Source organism: Pseudoalteromonas sp. J2K-J031, from assembly GCF_058197095.2.
In genome coordinates, this window is record NZ_CM200279.1 from 3,378,722 (window position 1) to 3,396,186 (window position 17,465).

Annotated in this window: 24 protein-coding genes and 1 tRNA gene; 16 read left to right on the forward strand and 9 right to left on the reverse strand. The window is 38.5% G+C overall.

Annotated features, from left to right (window positions below; translation table 11 throughout):
- The first annotated feature begins 30 nt into the window (after nt 1–30).
- From AC3KZC_RS15400 to AC3KZC_RS15435, 8 genes are all read left to right on the forward strand, one after another.
- Nucleotides 31–261, forward strand: a complete 231-nt coding sequence (locus AC3KZC_RS15400; RefSeq protein ID WP_490577797.1) for a DUF904 domain-containing protein — start codon at nt 31–33, stop codon at nt 259–261.
- Nucleotides 261–542, forward strand: coding sequence for a cell division protein ZapA (locus AC3KZC_RS15405; protein ID WP_490577798.1), 282 nt, complete (start codon nt 261–263; stop codon nt 540–542). The genes AC3KZC_RS15400 and AC3KZC_RS15405 overlap by 1 nt, the downstream gene beginning before the upstream one ends.
- A gap of 123 nt (nt 543–665) precedes the next feature.
- Nucleotides 666–938, forward strand: a complete 273-nt coding sequence (locus AC3KZC_RS15410; RefSeq protein WP_490577799.1) for a hypothetical protein — start codon at nt 666–668, stop codon at nt 936–938.
- A gap of 9 nt (nt 939–947) precedes the next feature.
- Nucleotides 948–1,964 (forward strand): MBL fold metallo-hydrolase, encoded by a 1,017-nt coding sequence (locus AC3KZC_RS15415; RefSeq protein WP_490577800.1) that lies wholly within the window; start codon nt 948–950, stop codon nt 1,962–1,964.
- Between the two features lie 61 nt (nt 1,965–2,025).
- Nucleotides 2,026–3,567, forward strand: coding sequence for a transglycosylase SLT domain-containing protein (locus AC3KZC_RS15420; protein WP_490577801.1), 1,542 nt, complete (start codon nt 2,026–2,028; stop codon nt 3,565–3,567).
- 61 nt (nt 3,568–3,628) lie between these two features.
- Nucleotides 3,629–4,108 (forward strand): FKBP-type peptidyl-prolyl cis-trans isomerase, encoded by a 480-nt coding sequence (locus AC3KZC_RS15425; RefSeq protein ID WP_490577802.1) that lies wholly within the window; start codon nt 3,629–3,631, stop codon nt 4,106–4,108.
- A gap of 61 nt (nt 4,109–4,169) precedes the next feature.
- Nucleotides 4,170–4,898, forward strand: a complete 729-nt coding sequence (locus AC3KZC_RS15430) for an SDR family NAD(P)-dependent oxidoreductase (protein ID WP_490577803.1) — start codon at nt 4,170–4,172, stop codon at nt 4,896–4,898.
- A gap of 14 nt (nt 4,899–4,912) precedes the next feature.
- A complete protein-coding gene (locus tag AC3KZC_RS15435; RefSeq protein ID WP_490577804.1) occupies nt 4,913–5,773 on the forward strand; it encodes an amidohydrolase family protein in 861 nt (286 codons plus the stop codon).
- A gap of 56 nt (nt 5,774–5,829) precedes the next feature.
- Here the strand turns inward: AC3KZC_RS15435 and AC3KZC_RS15440 are convergent, their stop codons facing one another.
- The 4 genes from AC3KZC_RS15440 to AC3KZC_RS15455 form a co-directional block, all read right to left on the reverse strand.
- Nucleotides 5,830–7,005 carry a mandelate racemase/muconate lactonizing enzyme family protein gene (locus AC3KZC_RS15440; RefSeq protein ID WP_490577805.1) on the reverse strand — a complete coding sequence of 392 codons (1,176 nt, stop codon included), beginning with the start codon at nt 7,003–7,005 and terminating at the stop codon, nt 5,830–5,832.
- A 24-nt stretch (nt 7,006–7,029) separates the two neighbouring features.
- A complete protein-coding gene (locus tag AC3KZC_RS15445) occupies nt 7,030–7,797 on the reverse strand; it encodes a class II aldolase/adducin family protein (RefSeq protein WP_490577806.1) in 768 nt (255 codons plus the stop codon).
- Between the two features lie 175 nt (nt 7,798–7,972).
- Nucleotides 7,973–8,287, reverse strand: coding sequence for a c-type cytochrome (locus AC3KZC_RS15450; protein WP_490577870.1), 315 nt, complete (start codon nt 8,285–8,287; stop codon nt 7,973–7,975).
- A gap of 178 nt (nt 8,288–8,465) precedes the next feature.
- Nucleotides 8,466–9,002, reverse strand: a complete 537-nt coding sequence (locus AC3KZC_RS15455) for a DUF2058 domain-containing protein (protein WP_490577807.1) — start codon at nt 9,000–9,002, stop codon at nt 8,466–8,468.
- A gap of 162 nt (nt 9,003–9,164) precedes the next feature.
- Between AC3KZC_RS15455 and AC3KZC_RS15460 the strand changes: the two genes are divergently transcribed.
- Entirely contained in the window at nt 9,165–10,298 is a 1,134-nt protein-coding gene (locus tag AC3KZC_RS15460) for an MFS transporter (RefSeq protein ID WP_490577808.1), read from the forward strand.
- On the opposite strand, the gene AC3KZC_RS15465 is transcribed toward AC3KZC_RS15460, so the two are convergent.
- On the reverse strand, nt 10,265–10,768 hold the full coding sequence (locus tag AC3KZC_RS15465; RefSeq protein ID WP_490577809.1) for a prolyl-tRNA synthetase associated domain-containing protein: 504 nt from the start codon (nt 10,766–10,768) through the stop codon (nt 10,265–10,267). The two genes, AC3KZC_RS15460 and AC3KZC_RS15465, sit on opposite strands and share 34 nt — an antisense overlap.
- A 48-nt stretch (nt 10,769–10,816) precedes the next feature.
- Entirely contained in the window at nt 10,817–11,173 is a 357-nt protein-coding gene (locus AC3KZC_RS15470; protein WP_490577810.1) for a hypothetical protein, read from the reverse strand.
- Nucleotides 11,174–11,501: 328 nt separating this feature from the next.
- Between AC3KZC_RS15470 and AC3KZC_RS15475 the strand changes: the two genes are divergently transcribed.
- The 5 genes from AC3KZC_RS15475 to AC3KZC_RS15495 all read left to right on the forward strand — a co-directional run bounded on the left by AC3KZC_RS15475 (nt 11,502) and on the right by AC3KZC_RS15495 (nt 15,324).
- Nucleotides 11,502–11,577: transfer RNA gene (locus AC3KZC_RS15475), tRNA-Ala, on the forward strand.
- A gap of 332 nt (nt 11,578–11,909) precedes the next feature.
- Nucleotides 11,910–12,770, forward strand: coding sequence for a DMT family transporter (locus AC3KZC_RS15480; protein WP_490577811.1), 861 nt, complete (start codon nt 11,910–11,912; stop codon nt 12,768–12,770).
- Nucleotides 12,771–12,774: 4 nt separating this feature from the next.
- Nucleotides 12,775–13,479, forward strand: a complete 705-nt coding sequence (locus AC3KZC_RS15485; RefSeq protein WP_490577871.1) for a glycerophosphodiester phosphodiesterase — start codon at nt 12,775–12,777, stop codon at nt 13,477–13,479.
- Between the two features lie 79 nt (nt 13,480–13,558).
- Nucleotides 13,559–14,071, forward strand: coding sequence for a hypothetical protein (locus AC3KZC_RS15490; protein ID WP_490577812.1), 513 nt, complete (start codon nt 13,559–13,561; stop codon nt 14,069–14,071).
- 29 nt (nt 14,072–14,100) lie between these two features.
- Nucleotides 14,101–15,324 carry a methyl-accepting chemotaxis protein gene (locus tag AC3KZC_RS15495; RefSeq protein ID WP_490577813.1) on the forward strand — a complete coding sequence of 408 codons (1,224 nt, stop codon included), beginning with the start codon at nt 14,101–14,103 and terminating at the stop codon, nt 15,322–15,324.
- Nucleotides 15,325–15,351: 27 nt separating this feature from the next.
- On the opposite strand, the gene AC3KZC_RS15500 is transcribed toward AC3KZC_RS15495, so the two are convergent.
- Nucleotides 15,352–15,567 (reverse strand): hypothetical protein, encoded by a 216-nt coding sequence (locus tag AC3KZC_RS15500; RefSeq protein ID WP_490577814.1) that lies wholly within the window; start codon nt 15,565–15,567, stop codon nt 15,352–15,354.
- Between the two features lie 55 nt (nt 15,568–15,622).
- On the opposite strand from AC3KZC_RS15500, the gene AC3KZC_RS15505 reads away from it, so the two are divergent.
- Both AC3KZC_RS15505 and AC3KZC_RS15510 read left to right on the forward strand, forming a co-directional pair.
- Nucleotides 15,623–15,922 (forward strand): prephenate dehydrogenase, encoded by a 300-nt coding sequence (locus tag AC3KZC_RS15505; protein ID WP_490577815.1) that lies wholly within the window; start codon nt 15,623–15,625, stop codon nt 15,920–15,922.
- An 8-nt stretch (nt 15,923–15,930) separates the two neighbouring features.
- Nucleotides 15,931–16,320: a hypothetical protein gene (locus AC3KZC_RS15510; RefSeq protein ID WP_490577816.1), complete on the forward strand. Its 390-nt coding sequence runs from the start codon at nt 15,931–15,933 to the stop codon at nt 16,318–16,320.
- 36 nt (nt 16,321–16,356) lie between these two features.
- Here the strand turns inward: AC3KZC_RS15510 and AC3KZC_RS15515 are convergent, their stop codons facing one another.
- Together AC3KZC_RS15515 and AC3KZC_RS15520 are read right to left on the reverse strand one after the other, a co-directional pair.
- Complete coding sequence (locus AC3KZC_RS15515) at nt 16,357–16,845, reverse strand: DUF3016 domain-containing protein (protein WP_490577817.1); 489 nt, start codon at nt 16,843–16,845, stop codon at nt 16,357–16,359.
- 146 nt (nt 16,846–16,991) lie between these two features.
- A complete protein-coding gene (locus AC3KZC_RS15520; protein ID WP_490577818.1) occupies nt 16,992–17,405 on the reverse strand; it encodes a hypothetical protein in 414 nt (137 codons plus the stop codon).
- Between the last annotated feature and the right edge of the window lie 60 nt (nt 17,406–17,465).

Here is a 17,465-nt window from a genome sequence, read left to right on the forward strand (position 1 = left end):
GTCTATTTTAGCCAGTTAAAAGAGCGCATTATGTCAGACAATACTCTTCTTCAACTCGAACAACTGATCAATCAACTAATCGAGCAAAAAAACAAATTACAGCAAGAAGTTGCCGATTTAAAGCAACAAAACAGTCGCCTTCTTGATGAAAATGAAACACTGCAACTTGAAGCTATCGAAAACGATGACAAGCAAAAGCATGCTGCAAGCACGCTAGAAAACCTTTTGTTAAAATTACAAAAAGCGCAACAGGTTAGCTAATGTCAGATCACGATCCGAAAGGTATCGTTGTTGAAATCTTGGGGCTGCAACATCAGTTTGCATGCCCTAAAGGTCAAGAAGATGCTTTACGCCAAGCAGCCAAGCTCCTCAATACTAAACTTGAGGACACAAGACAACGAAGTGGTACTCGCAATAACGAGCGCTTACTATTGATGGTGGCACTTAATCTCAGCCATGAGTTAATGATTGCTGATGAGCAACTGCAGCTTCAGCAAGAGAAGCTAAACGGACTACTTAATAAAGTGACTCATTCGCTTTAAACGTAAACAATAGAAAGTTTCACTAGTAATTGTTTCTAAAATAACATAAAAATAGGTTTCTTTTTAACCAACTAGTACTTTCTCATGGTGACTACAAATCGCATTTTAGGCATAAAGTTTATAATGGTCAGTCTTATTCTACTGACCATTTTTATTAGTGACGCTTCTGTTTTTGCAACTCTTATCAATATTGAAAACCCTTCCAATTTAAGAAAATTACAACTTATAGGCGCATTGCTGGTGCTAGGCGGCATTGTTACCGGTTTTGCATTAATTAATTTAAAAAACCAAGATCATAAACGATTAGCCGTGTATTTATTGATGGTTGGGCTATTTGTGCTCATTCCGTTTATTTTAGCTAAATCACCTTATTCTATCTTAACCCTATTTGAATAAAGGCGACCAATGACACTCACTCAGCCATTTGCATTACTATTAATTTTATTAAGCCTGACAAGTCAAGCCGAGGTTAAATGGCTGCCTATTGATAACCATGTTACTTTTATTCAGCAAGCTGATAAATTGAAATATTTCGACTCAAATCAGGTTATTTTAGCCGGTAAAGACTGTGTGGCTATTTTTGACGCCAGTGGTGACTTTACCCAAGTAGAACTCATGGCAAGCCAAGTCAAAACGCAGTTTACTCAACCGGTGTGTTATTTAATTGCCAGCCACCCACATGATGACCATTTGCTAGGGATGGCGGTACTGCAGCAAGCATTTCCACAGGCTAAACTCATTACACATTCAGCTGTCGGGCAAGGCTTTACCCAATACCAGCAAGCATTAAGCCTAAAACTAGATAACTTTAAAAAAAGCATTTCTCTAAATGAACAACGCATTAAACAGCTTGAGCCGACACAACAGGCTATCTGGCATGAGAAAATAACTCTCGCAAAAGAGCGTTTAAGCCGATGGCAATCACTCACTCTTCATGCTCCCGCCATTCGCGTTGAGCAAAATATCACACTTAATCTAGGCGATTATCCTTTAGAGATCCTTCCTACTGTAGCGCATAGCACTGGCGATTTAATGGTTTTTTTACCGCAAAGCCAGTTATTGCTCAGTGGCGATGTGGGTGATGCGCTGCCTTATGCCGGCGAAGCGTCTTTTGACACCTGGCTCAGTACGCTTAATGCACTGCAAACTTTATCAGCAACACACCTAATTCCTGGGCATGGCGATATCACCACAATAAAAAGCCTAACCACAACCCATTTATTTTTAAGCGCTTTACACAATCATGCCAACACAAGAACATCGCAAAATGAGTCAGTTGAAGACCTAATTAAAAAATTTGATTTCAAAGAAAAAACAACCATAGTTAAGAGCCCATTAGATGAACAGGCATATCGTATGTTTGTTGGATCGGGCCTAAAACAAGCCACTAAGCAGCCCCCCGCGCCAAGGGTTGGAGACTAAAGCAGCAAAAAACTCAATTTGCACTAGGCTTAAGGAAGCAATTGGCCGTGGAGTATGTTTTATGACAACATTGCTAACCCTAAAAAATATAATCGTTATTAGTACAAGCCTCTCAACGCTTGTTGCTTGCCAAACACTCACACAAAATAAAGCAGCGCACACACCCACCCCTTCACATTCTTTAGATAATCAACCAACATCGGTTGCCATAAAATCAGACCTCAAAGCCAAAGATACGGTGACACCTTTAGCTAAAACTCGCGAATTTAAACAACATAAAAAACAAGAACTACCGACAAAAAAAGCCCTTGAACCTTACCAAGTTAGCAACCTGTGGCAACGCATTACAATGCAATTTACTTTACCTATTCCCAAAAGAATAAAAATAACCGAACGTAAGAACTGGTATTTAAGCCACCCTAATTATATGAAAGCAGTGAGTAAACGCGCTGAACCCTTTCTCTATCATATAGTACAGGAAATTGAGCGCCGTAAACTGCCATTAGAGCTTGCGTTACTTCCGGTTGTGGAAAGTGATTTCAATGCTAAAGCAGTGTCATCTCAAGGAGCTGCAGGGATTTGGCAACTAATGCCATCAACAGCAACACATTTTGAACTCACGATTGAACCGTGGTTTGACGAAAGATTCGATCCCCATCAAGCGACGAACGCAGCACTTGATTATCTCCAGTATTTAAACACTAAATATCGAGGTGATTGGCTATTGAGTATTGCAGCTTATAACAGTGGCGAGGGGCGTGTTGATGATGCAATCAGCAAAAACAAAAAGCTGCGTAAAAAAACCGATTTTTGGTCTTTAACACTGCCACCAGAGACCACGAATTATGTACCAAAACTCCTCGCTTTAGCAGCACTTGCAAAACAAAATGCACATAGAAAATGGCCTTTAATTGCCAACAAACCCACCACAGTAACCGTCGATTTTGGTCAGCAGTTTGATATTTTAATTGCGGCAAAATTAACAAAAACAGATATGCACACCCTGTACCAATTAAACCCAGCTTATTTAGGTGATAAAAGCGCAAAAGATGGTCCTCATTTATTGAAGATCCCTATCGATAAAGCGCCTTACATTAATAACAGGCAACACATAAAAGCAGACATGCTCGGTATAGAGCATTATCAAGTCCAAAAAAACGATTCGCTTTATCAACTTGCTAAACGCTTTAATAGCACAGTTGCAGAGCTCAAAGCGCTGAACCAATTACAATCTGATGTCATCAAAATTGGTCAATCTTTACAACTTCCAGCTCAGCAACCTATTCAACTCACCATTGATTACCAAATTAGCCCTTTTATCGTGCGGGCCGCAGAACCTGAAAAAATAAAAGTCAGTATCAACTACCAAGTAAAACCCGGTGATACGCTATGGGATATCAGTCGTTTATATGATGTAAATTATCAAGATCTTGCAAAATGGAATAAATTAAAACCCCGCAGCATTTTAAAACAAGGTAAAACTCTGACCATTTGGCTTGAACAAAATAAGCCTAGTGAGTCAGACAGCGACTCAGAGCAAAATAGCGTGCTAAATACTCCAACTTGGCTAATACGCGGGCAAAACAGCATTAATCCACTTTAGATACTTCGTTATTAAATCGCTTTCTAGTACACTTATTGCCTGTCTAACGAAGAGAATGCACATGTCTATTACTAAAAATTCTGTAGTTGAATTCCACTACACCCTAAGCGAAGCTGGTGAACAAATTGAAACTAGCACTAAAACTGAGCCTTTAGTTTACTTACATGGCCAAGGCAGCATGCTACCAGGTCTTGAAAATGCCATTGAAGGCAAAAACGTAGGTGATAAATTCGAAGTGACTTTAACACCTGAAGAGTCATACGGTGAACGTCGTGACGATGCAATGCAGCGCATTCCATTAAAACACCTTCAAGGTGCTAAAGTTTGGAAACCAGGCATGACAGCTATTGTTGAGTCTAACCAAGGTCGTCATCAAGTCACTATTGTTAAAGTGGGCCGTTTTAATGCAGATTGTGATTTAAACCATCCATTTGCGGGTAAAACACTGACATTCGCGGTTGAAATTGTATCAACTCGTGCAGCCACTGAAGAAGAATTAAGCCATGGTCACGTACATGGCACTGGCGGTTGTGGCCACTAGCATTCATAAGCCAAAGTAATTACTTTGGCTTACTTTTTTAAGCGTCATTAAGATTTAAATTATGAATAAAGTAGCTGTGGTAACGGGTGGTTCTAAAGGCATAGGGTTAGCGATTGTGCAGACTCTTTTAGCACAAGAATATCAAGTCTATAACTTAGACATAACCCCAAGTGATGTAGGTTTTTTTATCCCTTGTGATGTGAGTCAGGTTGCAGAAGTCACTCATGCAATTGGCAATATTGCAGCTAAAACCGGTCGGATTGATTGTTTAGTGTCTAATGCTGGCGTACATTTTAGTGCAACCATTGAAAATACCTCAGAGCACGAACTTGATAGAATTTTTAGCCTCAATGTAAAAGGGGCATATGCTGCCATAAAAGCGGTGCTGCCAAGTATGAAAGCGCAAAAAAATGGCTCGATTATCCTCATTTCATCCGATCAGGCATTAATTGCAAAACGAAATTCATTTGCTTATAACTTATCAAAAGCAGCGTTAGCCTCTATCGCCAAAACCACCGCTTTGGATTATGCCCAATTTAATATTCGTGCCAATGCCATTTGCCCTGGCACCATAGAAACCCCGCTTTATCATGCCGCAATTGATAATTACTGCGCCAAATCAGGGGCAAATAAACAACAAGTTCATCAAGAAGAAGCCGCTTTACAACCCCTTGGGCGCTTAGGCCAACCAGAAGAAGTGGCTAATTTAGTGGCCTTTTTGGCAAGTGATGCGGCAAGCTTTATTACAGGTAGCTTGCAAGTGATTGATGGCGGCTACACCGCGCAATAACAAGGATTGTCACTGTGGCTGTTCGAGTAATTATTGATCCTCATTTACACTTTTTTGCACTCAATAAGGGAGGTTATCATTGGTTAAAGACCGAAAACGCTCCTTTTTGGCCTGATAAAAACGTCATTCAACGTGACTTTTCATCTGATGATTTATGTTTAGATAACCACTTTAAACTCAAAGGCTTTATTCATATTGAAGCGGGATTCGATAATGCTCATCCTTGGCGCGAACTCGATTACCTAGGGCGTACCATTACAGATTATACCTATCGAGCCATTGCTTACCTTGATATTACTCAACCACCTGATGACTTTAAAAGATCGCTTGCACACTTAACCGAGCACTCTCAATTAGCAGGGATCCGTGATATTTCCGAAGGTGCAGATGCAGCTCGATTACTCGCACCTAATGTTGCACTTAATTTAGCGCAAATTGCGGCTAACAACCTGATTTTTGAAGCACAATTTGAATTAGTGCAAACTCCAATCTGCCACCAGCTAGTGCAGTACTGTCGAACAATACCCAGCTTAAAATGCGTAATCAATCATGCAGGTTTAGTCACCTCTGATACCTTTGAAGCATGGCAAGCAAACTTAGCTATCGTCACTTCTGCGCCGAATATTTGGCTAAAAGTATCTGGTTTTGAAATGGCAGACCGAAGCTATCAACCAGCTTGGTTGCAGCAAGTTGTTGATGCATTATTGCGTCACTTTGACGCTAATCGGCTGATGTTTGCCAGTAACTTCCCACTTTGCTTATTTAGTAAATCGTATTTACAAGTATGGCAAGACTACCAAGGGTTAGATTTATCGCCAGATACTTGGCAAGCAATGAGCCACGATACGGCATTGCATTTATATCAACTAATCTAAAGCAAAAAGCCAAACAAAATGCTTGGCTTTTTGAAATAACCCTATGTATTAAAAGGTTATTTAATTTCAACTCGTTGCGAGCGCATTACCACTTCATCGTTTAGCTCAATTCCGATACCTGGCGCTTCAGATACTTCAAAGAAACCATTTTTTGGCTGTGGATCTTGTAAGCACAACTCACGGTTCCACTTTTTAATCGCATACGTATGATGCTCATGAATTAAAAAGTTTGGTATCGCTGTTTCTAAATGTAGAGAGGCTGCGGTTGCAACTGGGCCACCACACACATGCGCTTGAACACGAATATCAAAAATATCAGCGTAATCACAGACTTTTTTAGTCTCAGTAAAGCCACCACATAAACCGATATCAGGTTGTAAGACATCAATACTTTGATCTTCAAAGTAAGGACGCACACCCCAACGATTATATAAACGCTCGCCACCAGCAATGGGCACTTTTACCTTATCGGCCACTTTAGCGTGCAGCGAGTGATTTAAATAATTCACAGGCTCTTCATAGAACATACAATCAAATTCTTCAGCGATTTCACCAATTTGAATGGCCGACGTTGCACCTGGCAAACTGTGGCATTCAAAAATAATATCAACTTCATCGCCTACAGCTTCACGAATGGCCTGCATACGGGCACGGTAGAGTTTCATTTCTGTGCGTGAAATGATATTGGTACGATCGTAATACGTTTTACCGTCTTTGTTATACATGATAGGGTCAACTTTAACCGCATCATACCCTTCAGCTATCGCTTTTAACGCTGCTTCTGCATACTCTTGCGGTTGCACTAATGCTTTAAACTCACTGTCCCAATCAAATTGAATTTGTGAGGCATAAGTACGTAATTTATCGTTAACTTTACCGCCCAGTAATTGATATACCGGTAAACCTAATGCCTTACCTTTAATATCCCAAAGCGCGGTATCAATCGCACTCATTGCAGCATAAATGACCGGACCGCCACCTAAACCCCAAAAACTCTCACGTAACATTCGTGACCATAGCTTTTCGGTTTGAAATGGATCATAACCAATTAAAAAGGCTTCAGCCATTTCTTTGATCATGGCAGCTGCAGCACTGTGACCTAAATCATATGCAAGGCCCGCTTCTCCCACACCAGAAATACCTTCATCGGTATGAATTCGGACAAATACCGGAGTCCAAGCCGGTCTATCTGGACAATGAATATCAAATACTTCGACGCGAATAATTTTCATAAAAACTCCGTAACTAAGCTTTGTTTAAGCGACAAAGCTAGGATCTAATCGATAGGCTTTGCGCAGCATCGCAGGCCAAGCTTTTTGACCACCTGTGATTCCGCTATGCACTACATTTGCTTGCTGATAAATATTATCTAAAATCGGTTGTGGTACTAACGTTGCGGCTTGTCCTGTTGATTGTAATAACAGCTGCACCTCGCACGCTTTCTGTAAATCATAAAAACGCATAAAAGCATCGCCGATGGTTGGGCCAACCGTTAAACCACCATGGTTAACCAACAACATATGATTATTTAAGCCCAAGTCATCTTGTAAGCGTTTTTTCTCATCAGCGTTAACCGCCAAGCCTTCATAGCCATGATAAGCAAGTGAAGACAATGAAAACATTGAATATTGGCTATATGGCAACAAACCTGCTTCTAAGGTCGCCACCGCAATGGTTTCTTTTGTATGTAAATGAATCACACAATGGGCATCTTCACGTACTTCGTGAATAGCACTATGAATGGTAAAACCAGCAGGGTTAATCGTAAAAGGCGTGTCATCAATCACATTACCTGCTAAATCAACTTTGACTAAATTAGACGCAGTAATTTCATCAAAGCTCAAGCCAAATGCATTGACTAAATAATGATCGCTCCCCGGTAAACGAGCTGATAAATGCGTGTAAATTAAATCGCCCCAACCAAAATGCTCAACTAAGCGATAACATGCAGCTAAGTCTACGCGTAAGTTCCACTCTTGTTCTGATACTTTATCTTTTAAACTAAACGCAGGTAAATCAAACATACATTCCTCGTTGCACACTGAGATTTGAAATTGTGACCGATTATATAACTAAAGCTGATAGTGAAAATAGAAGTGTAGAAGTCTAAAAGAAGAAAAGACATCATTCAATGATCTCAAGCAATAAAAAAGCCACTCAGATGTGGCTTTTATACTCTAAAGGCAAAATACAGAGCGGTTATTTAACATTGGCCAAATACGCAGCAATTGCGTCAATTTCTTGATCAGACACATTGGCAACCATCGCTTTCATCGCAATCGACATGCCGTTAGAGCGAGCGCCCGATTTAATATCTTTCATTTGTGCCGCTAAATACTCTTTATTTTGTCCGTTTAATTTAGGATATAAAGGCATAATGGGCGCTTTACCTTCAGCACCGTGGCAGGCCATACAACCTTTAGATGTATACAGTGCAGCGCCATCATCGGCCATTGCTGAATTAGCTATAAAGCCTGTCATTACGATAGCAGTACCTGCTAAAATTTTAGTCATTTTTTTCATTGCTTTTACTCTTCTGTTTGACGGATATTGATGTATTAGAGTGTAGACTAATACTTAAAACAAAGTTAAGCACGGTTATTAAACTATAAAAAATATATCGACTTAACTGAATTAAAACAAGATTTAACCATCTTGGCACTATCGTGTTTAACTCATTTATACTGCCAGCTTACCAAATAAGATCGTCAGGGATCTCAAACTCAGCATACGGATCATCTTGATCTTTTTCTTCTTTACTCGTGACATGAAAAACAATGTATTTTTCATCTACTTCTGCAATTTTTCGAGCTGGCTCATTTTCTAACACATAAAACTTATCTTCAAAAACACAAATAGCAAGACGCCCACCAGCAAGTGCTTTTTGCGTGACAGCACTAACGTCTAACTCTTTAATCTTATTTAAATAAGTGAAATTAAAGGTCACATTACCGCGAATACCATCTTGATTATTTCGCTCAAGAATTTGCTTCACTCGGGCAACTTGCTCTTTTTCTTTTTGGCCAGCTAACTTCGCTTTATTAAGCTCATCCGCTTTTTTCTGTTGCTCTTGTTTGGTTTTTTCGATGTGCTTTGCAAGCTCAGATGGGTTACTTGTTGCACCTTTCTTTTGTTTTTGCTGCTGTTTACGCTGCTCTGTTTTAGCAACTTTCATTTTATGTTGCGTGGTTAAACCAGATTTAAGCAATTGATCTTGTAATGATCCCATGGCTATCTCTCATTGAAATCTTGTGCTGGTATTTTAATAACGCACTGGCGGAATTAACAGCTTTAAAATGATTTATCTGCATTTTTGCTGATCTAACCCCTACGAAATTAAAACCAAAGTGGCATAATTACCTCTGGCTTATTAAAAAGTGATTGTGGCTAAATGCACTTACTCCAGTTATTGATTAGTTCTGTGGTGATTTTTTTTGTTCTCTACGCACCGCAACCCATATTACCTTTATTAAGCACACAATTTGCAGTCAGCCCTGCGACTGCGGGGAGTCTAATGACGGCGACAATGCTCCCTCTAGCTATCGCGCCCTTATTTTATGGATTATTTTTAGCGACAAAAAACCCTCTTAAGACCCTTAAAATTACCATGCTCTTACTGGCACTAAGCTGTATTTTTGTGCCTTATGCTGTTTCTTTTGAGCAGTTATTTTTTATTCGACTGCTACAAGGCTTTTTATTACCCGCAGCACTCACTGCCATGACAACGTATATTGGTAAAACCTACCAACAACAATTACTACAACGCAATATGACGCTTTATATTGCAAGTACCATTGTCGGTGGTTTTTTTGGTCGAGTACTCTCTGCAAGCTTTGCTGAATTGCTACAATGGCAAGATTTTTACTTTGTAATGGCTGTGACGTTATGCATATTTGCACTATGCATTAAAGTTGAAAAAGAATTTAAAGCAGGGGTGAGAGTTTCTATTTTAAGCCATTTAAATGATGTTAAAAACGCTCGGTTGATAAAAACCTATTGCGCTGTTTTTTGTATGTTTTTTTGCTTTGCTGCTGTACTTAATTACCTACCCTTTATGCTCAAGGATAGTTTTGCAATTCAAAGCACGCAAAACATTGGCTTAGTTTATATCGCCTATTTACTTGGAGCCATTGCATCCTTGTTAAGCCCTTGGCTGGTAAAAAAGAGCTCAAACACCTTTCATTTACTCGCAGCTGTATTTGCGGTTTATTGTTTATCAATTATCACCATGCTCTGGCAAAATTTTATACTCTTCTTTATCGCCTTTTCTGTATTTTGTGGCGCTATGTTTATCATTCACTCTATTGCAGCGCCGCTGGTTAATCGCATTAGTGAAGCGACAACAAGTGTTACCAATGGATTATATGTGTCTTTTTACTATAGTGGCGGTGCTTTAGGCTCGTATTTACCAGGTTTGATTTATCAAAATTTTGGCCAGCAGGCTTTTTTATTGTTGATTTTATTGGTTTGCGTGATGGGTTGGGGATTGGTTTATTCTGCTAAAGTTGGTACAAAAATAACCTGATAATGATGCCCCGTAATCTCCATCATACGTTTTAAATCCGCTATTGAAACTAACCACGTCTGATCATTTCGCATCGGATGGCATTGAAGCACTTGATTAGACTGCCAAATCTCTTGATCTAGCAATACTTGTACATGAGCCATACTGTCGTTGGTCAATGCCAGTAAAGAAACACAACCCGGTTTAACTGCAAGGTAAGTAGCTAATCGCGCATCGGAAGCAAACCCTAATCGTGATTTAGTTAATTTCTTAGAAAGCGCTTTAATATCTACTAATTTATTGGGCTGTGTTATTAATAAAAAATGTTCACGCCCATAATTATCCCGTAAAAATAAATTTTTTAACCGTACCCCGGGTCGATTAATGCCCAGTTCGTCAGCCCTAGCACAATTGGCCAGAGGTTCATGAGTGAACTTCTGATACTTAAGTTGATGAGCGGTAAAAAATGCGACTAAATCAATTTTTTCCATATCTCTACATGACATTATTAATGTTAGATTAAATAGTATTGGCTGAAACTACTTTAAGCAGCGCCCACTAAGTCGAACACTATATTCACGCCATTTTACTTCTTCAATATTATGTTTGTCGGCACAGTATTGACGCTGTTTAAGTTCTTGCTCTAACAACAATACAGCGTGATCTTCTAATTCCATTCGTAATACACTTGAGTTATCAAATGTGTCAGTATTGAGCATTTTTTTATAGTCACTGCGACTCATCTGCTCACCGGTTTTCATATACTGGCTGGCGGTTGGCTTAACGGCTGCAATAAACGAAAATAATTTATCTCCTGCAGCATTTGTCTGACTGGCAAATTCTTGATGTTGAATTTCAAATGGCTCGACCTCGACCGGACTCTTGCAACCAACCAATAAAAAGATACATAAAACCGAGAACGCTTTGATAATTTTATTCCTCTAAATGATGAACACCAAAATAATACAACTTAAATAACCCAAAAAAGCCGTCAGTATTAGCCTAACACAACTTTGTTTTTAAGGCTGTTAGAAATCTTTTCATCAAGTTGATTCATAACCTAGGTTTACTTTGATTATAAAAGCAACGATATGTTTATTTATAAAGCAAACAAATAACTATTTTAAATTATTTAAATATTTATTTGAAAAACGCCTTGACGATATTATCAAAGCTCTTTATTATTCACCCCGATTTCGAGCAACGCTCGAAAGAAGGAAATGTGGGGCTATAGCTCAGCTGGGAGAGCGCCTGCCTTGCACGCAGGAGGTCAGCAGTTCGATCCTGCTTAGCTCCACCACTTTCTTTCTTATACAATCATTTTTAGTACAAGCTAAAAAAATTTATACTAAAATCTATTCTTGTTTCACTCTTATACCCACATATTAAATTAGTTATACTTAAATAGTTAACCTTGCTCTTACACACCACTTTTAAAAAATGCAAATTTTAAACTTATCTTTATTCAAGTTTATACCAAACTTCTTTTGTTATTAAATTAACCCCTAATTTCACAATTCCTTCAATTACTGCCAATGCTCTACGCTTTAATTTTAAAGTGTTTTAAAAACAGCTTGGGTTCATAAAGCAAAATGCTAAGATGAAGTTAATTAACACAATTAGTTGGTTGCTATGCACTCTCACCAGCAAAGTTTACTGTTTTTACATTGCGCCGTTTTTTTATTTGGTGGCACTGCATTATTTGCCAAACTTATTGGCCTACCCGCAATCGATATCACAGTGTACCGTACGGCCGTTGCTGCAGTTGCATTACTAATATTGCTGCTGCTGAGCAAAAAACAGATTCGATTAGACAATAAAAAAGATTATTTTACTGCTATTTTTCTGGGTGTTGTGATTGGTTTACATTGGATCACCTACTTTGGTGGCATGCAATTGGCTGGGGTTACTATTGGTGTTATCGCTTTTTTTTGCTACCCAGTGATTACCGTTTTTCTTGAACCTCTCATCACAAAAACAACCCCAAAAATTGGCGACTTTATCTGTGCGAGTATTGTTTGCCTAGGTATTTATTTATTAGTCCCAGAGGGCACGCTTGGTAATGATGTCACTTTAGGAGTTGGTCTTGGTGTCATTTCGGCCTTTTTCTTTGCGCTACGTAATGTCACTCACCGTCATTATTTTTCACGCTATGGCGGGCCTCATACTATGCTCTATCAAACGTTGGTAGCATGTATTATGTTGAGCCTATTTGTTGAAGTACCACCAGCAGAAGTCATAGAGTCAGACTGGTTATTAATTTTATTGGTTGGTATTGTATTTACGGCGCTCCCCCATTCACTGTTTGCGTCTAGTTTACAACATCTATCGGCTAAAACGGCGGGCTTAATCTCATGCCTTCAGCCACTTTATGGCAGCATATTAGCGTGGCTAATCTTGCATGAAAGCGCTAGTTTAAGCACTATTTTAGGTGGGTTATTAGTCGTTAGCGCTGCATTTTATGAAACTTGGGCTGTGACGAGGAAAAAATAATATGATGAAAATTTTTGCCCACCGAGGGGCCAGTGGAAATCATCCTGAAAATACCTTAAAAGCAATTCAGGCCGCTCTCGATATTGGTGTCGATGGTATTGAAGTTGATGTGCAAAGTTGCCTTGATGATTACGTAATTATCCATGATTCATGGTTAAATAGAACAACAAACGGAGTGGGTAAAGTTCACGATACCAGCCTTAGCAACATCAAAACGCTTGATGCAGGCCTTGGGCAATCTGTTCCTACCTTACAAGAACTATTACATCTAATCAGTGATCAAACAGTCCTGAATTTAGAACTAAAACATACTTTTGAGCTAGATAAGCTCGCTGATTTATTAAATTACAACATCAACAATAAAATAATCACTCCAAATAACTTATTAATTTCATCGTTTGATCATCATCAACTCAAATGGATGAAACAACAATTACCTTGGCTTAATATTGGTGCGCTCACAAGTTCAATTCCACTGCAATACGCTGCTTTTGCACAAGAACTTAATGCATTTAGCGTACATGTCGATAAAGATTTTGTGAATGCAGCCTTTGTGCAAGACGCTCATGCCAGATCACTCAAGGTCTATGCTTATACTGTTGATAAATATGAGGATGTAAAAAGACTACATCAATTAGGGGTCGATGGTATTTTTAGTAATTTCCCCAGTAAAACCAAGTCATTTGTACAATTTACAAAACTTGAATAATAAGTAACTTAGCTAATAATTAAGTGCATCTGCCAAAAATAAAAATCTATTTTGGCAATCACTTATAGCGAGTTCACCCATGAATGAAATTGACAACTTTTGTTTTCGTCAAGAAAGTGAACGATTAATGAAACTGTGCATGGCGCAAATGTTGTTAAGCTTACAGCAAAGCGATGAAGAAGTTGAAAAACTCACCTCAAGCTTTCAGGAACTTGCAAATATTTGCCCTGAACTTGAAACTATTATCAGTCAATTAAATTTGACTGATAATAGCAAAATCGAGGCTTTACATGAAAAAATGCACCTTCAAGTCAATCAAAGCATTATCGCATTCCAGTTTTACGATCGCCTCTCACAACAATTAAACCACGTGATTAAAAATATCGAGCTATTGAATCAATTAACTCAAGATAATACTAATTTGGCCGATGAATCAAAGTGGTTAGAATTAAGAACGCACGTATTAAAAAGCTATTCGATGGAATCTGAGCATTTAATTTTTCAAGCCATCATGGCAGGAAAAGAAGTCTCGCAAGCGATTCAATTACAACAAGCGTCATCACAACATAATGATGATATAGAACTGTTTTAAGATTTATATACCAATAAAAAGGATCAGTAATGAGTTCAACAATTGTGCAAATATATCAAAAAATTGAACAAACATTCTTTTTTACTTTATCCCGAAAAATCATTGGAAATTTGATTTTTGTTTATTTTTTTCAGTTTGTTACCTTATGTTGGCTTTACACCACCTTAACTGTTCAGCAAGTAAATATGGCTAGTTTTTGGTTACTTTGTCTACTAATTAGTTTCGCTTTCTTTTTTACTTTATTTTATCTTCGCTATTTAATTGTGCGGCCAGTCTGCGCCTTACGTGATGCGTTAAGTAAAATTAATCGGCAAAAAGCTGATTTATCGAGCCACTTACCCCAATTTACTTTTGATGAATTTAGAGAGTTAAGTGAGCAGTACAATACGTTTGTCAGTCGTTTGTCAGCGATTTTAAAACAGACCTATACAAAAGCAGAACTTGCAGCTCAGACAAATATTAGTGTGAGTGAATCAATGAGTACAACCGTTGCTTTAGGAGAACAGCAAACCAAGGTAAGCCAAGCGATTTTTGCCACTTCAGAGAATGTAACTCGTAGCCTTGAGCAAATAGCAATCAATACCGATCACGTTTTTACTGCCAATAATGAAAACCTAAGCCACGTTCAACATTCAAGCAAAGCCCTTCATCGAATCGTTGAGCAGGTCGGTAATATCACGGTACTGCTGAATAATTTTTCACATACAATTGCAGGACTCAAAGAAAACTCTGAAAATATTCGAAGCATTTTGAAAATGGTCGAGGAGTTTTCAGATCAAACAAATCTTCTTGCTCTGAACGCAGCAATTGAAGCGGCTCGCGCAGGTGAGGCTGGCCGTGGTTTTGCTGTTGTGGCTGATGAAGTAAGAAGTTTATCGGTTAAGGTTAATAATGCGACACGTCAAATTAGTGAATTTATCAATAAAATGAATCACCTCGTAGGTGAAACAAATAAAGAATCCGACAAACTAATTACACAATCGAGCGATGTAGAACAGGCTATAGCGCAAACATCGTCTGTATTTGCAGATATGGTGATTGAATTTGAAAATAACCAACAACAGCTACAAGCTATCGTCGCTGCAGTTCATTCGCTTGAACAAACTCAACAAATAACTCATGCATCAGTAGAGCAAATTCTTGCCTTAAGACAACAAGCTAACCAACAAATTGCTATGGCTGTAGCTGACAACAAAACATTATTAAATCAAACAGCAGAAACTAAAAAAGAACTTAATCAATTTATTTCGTAAGAATTGAATCTATTAAACACTTTTTAATTAAACCCAAGTGTCGATGTTCGAACCTAAAGTCGGGGATGCTGAAGAAGATGGCATACTTGCAAGCGTTTGTGCTGATGCTGCAAGTAACGCTAAAGCAGCCTCGCCTTCAAGTTTTTGTTGTGATTTTGCAAGTGCCGCCGTATAGACTTGCGCCCCTTCGGAGCCATTTACAGGTGTAAAAGAATGCGTATTTATATTCATAGCAACTGACATTTAGTTAAACAACCTTTATTATAACGGCCGATTTTGAATAAACTTTAGGGTTACAATGAACGCTGTCATTGAGCAATTGAACAACAATTTAAAAATTGTGTATCGTCAGGCACTTGATGCCGATTTGCAATTAGATGAACTCGCAAAACAAGGTAAAGGAAAGTTTGTTGCTTTGTTTAATAAAGAGTCAGCTTTTGAGTTAGAAGCAAAACGATTTAAGCCATATGTGCTTGATCTTGCTGCTGATGTTGATTCTTTATCACAACAAGATCCGATTGATACCGAGTTACTCAAAATTGCCGTTTTAAAGTTACAGCAATTACATCAACTCCTCAGTACCTTTAAAGCAGCATAAGTCAAAATATGGCAGCACACGTATTTGCTGCCTATAATCAAAAGTATCCGACCTTACTGTATTCTGTGGGAGGAAATGTGATTAATCTTACCCAACTTCAACCTACTATTATCGAGCCCTTTTCTGCCACTTCTCCTGTGGAGAAAAAATCACTTGAGTCTTTGGTCTCTAATTCCGCCAGTAATGAATTAAAACCCGATACGGTTACTATTTCAAATGATGCGAAGCGGCAACTCGATTTATCCGCCTCTACCTATGCACAAACAAACCGTTCTATCGATCAAATAGCTAATGAAGTGGTTAGAGTAAGCTCATCAATAGGTCAGGCGCAATCGCAAGGAAATTTAAATGCTGAGGAAGCCAATAAGCTTTATCATGAAATAGCAGCACTGCTATAAACGTTTTTAAGTGCTGCTACTGAGTTTTAGATTGAATTACTTAATTTTATTGAGCAATTCATCATTAAACCAATCACTCAAAAGACGCTTTTCATAATAAAACTCTTCATCACGACCGCGTTTCATTTTATCCATAAAGCCCATGTCTTTAAGTGATGCATCTGATTTATCAATAAGTTTGCCTGAATCGTCAGTTAGCACATAACTAAATTCCACTTTTGGAAAATAGATAGGCTTAACAATACGCAGCTGATCAGTACCTGAAAAATCAACATCACCCGCTAAATCAATGTTCGTTATGTTAACGCCTAAATTATAGCCTTGCGGCAATTGTGCGGCTAAAGAGGCAAAGTGTTGCTCAAATTGAGTTTGAATTCGTTTATGGTAACCACCGCGGGTTTCATTACTTGGTCTAACATCACGGAAATCTTTTAAGTTGCCCCAGGCAACATTAGCTTCACCCGCCCACGTTATTAAAGGGGTTGTTAAAGCCAGCGCACAGATTATCTTTTTAAATCCTGTCATTACATTCTCCAATAACTAATGGTGGTATTTCTATCCATCACTATCACATAGACTAGCTTAACTTGTTATGAATAAAGACTAACCATCTTTGTATAAATATAAAAAACGGACCTAAAAGGTCCGTTTTTTATATTCCTAAACTAACATTAATTTAAGGCTAATGGGAACAGCTCAGCGATAGATTCTTTTAATTCACCCGTCATGTCACCAATAAAACACACCTTTGCTTTAGCTGGGACCTTCATAAGCACCTCTTCGACTTGCGCTTTAATTGAGCCGTTAGAGATTTTAAGCTCTTCAGCAAAATAATCCGCTTGCTCAGGATTAATGCGCGTTAGCGCTTCAAACGCTCCAAGCCCAATTGGTGTAAAGGTAATTTCATTGTTTTCAACAATACCGCCTGATAAACAACAATACACTTCTTTGTCATCAACCATTGTATGGTAGACATGATACTGCACTGCACCTGTATGCTCTTGCATGCCTAGTATTGCTAATATCTCTTGATTTGTTTCCTGACTGGCGCTGATATCAGTCATTAATTCACTATTAATTTGCATGGTGCCTCCATATAGGCCAATTTTTTGTCAGACATATTTTATCTTCAATAATTATGCCAA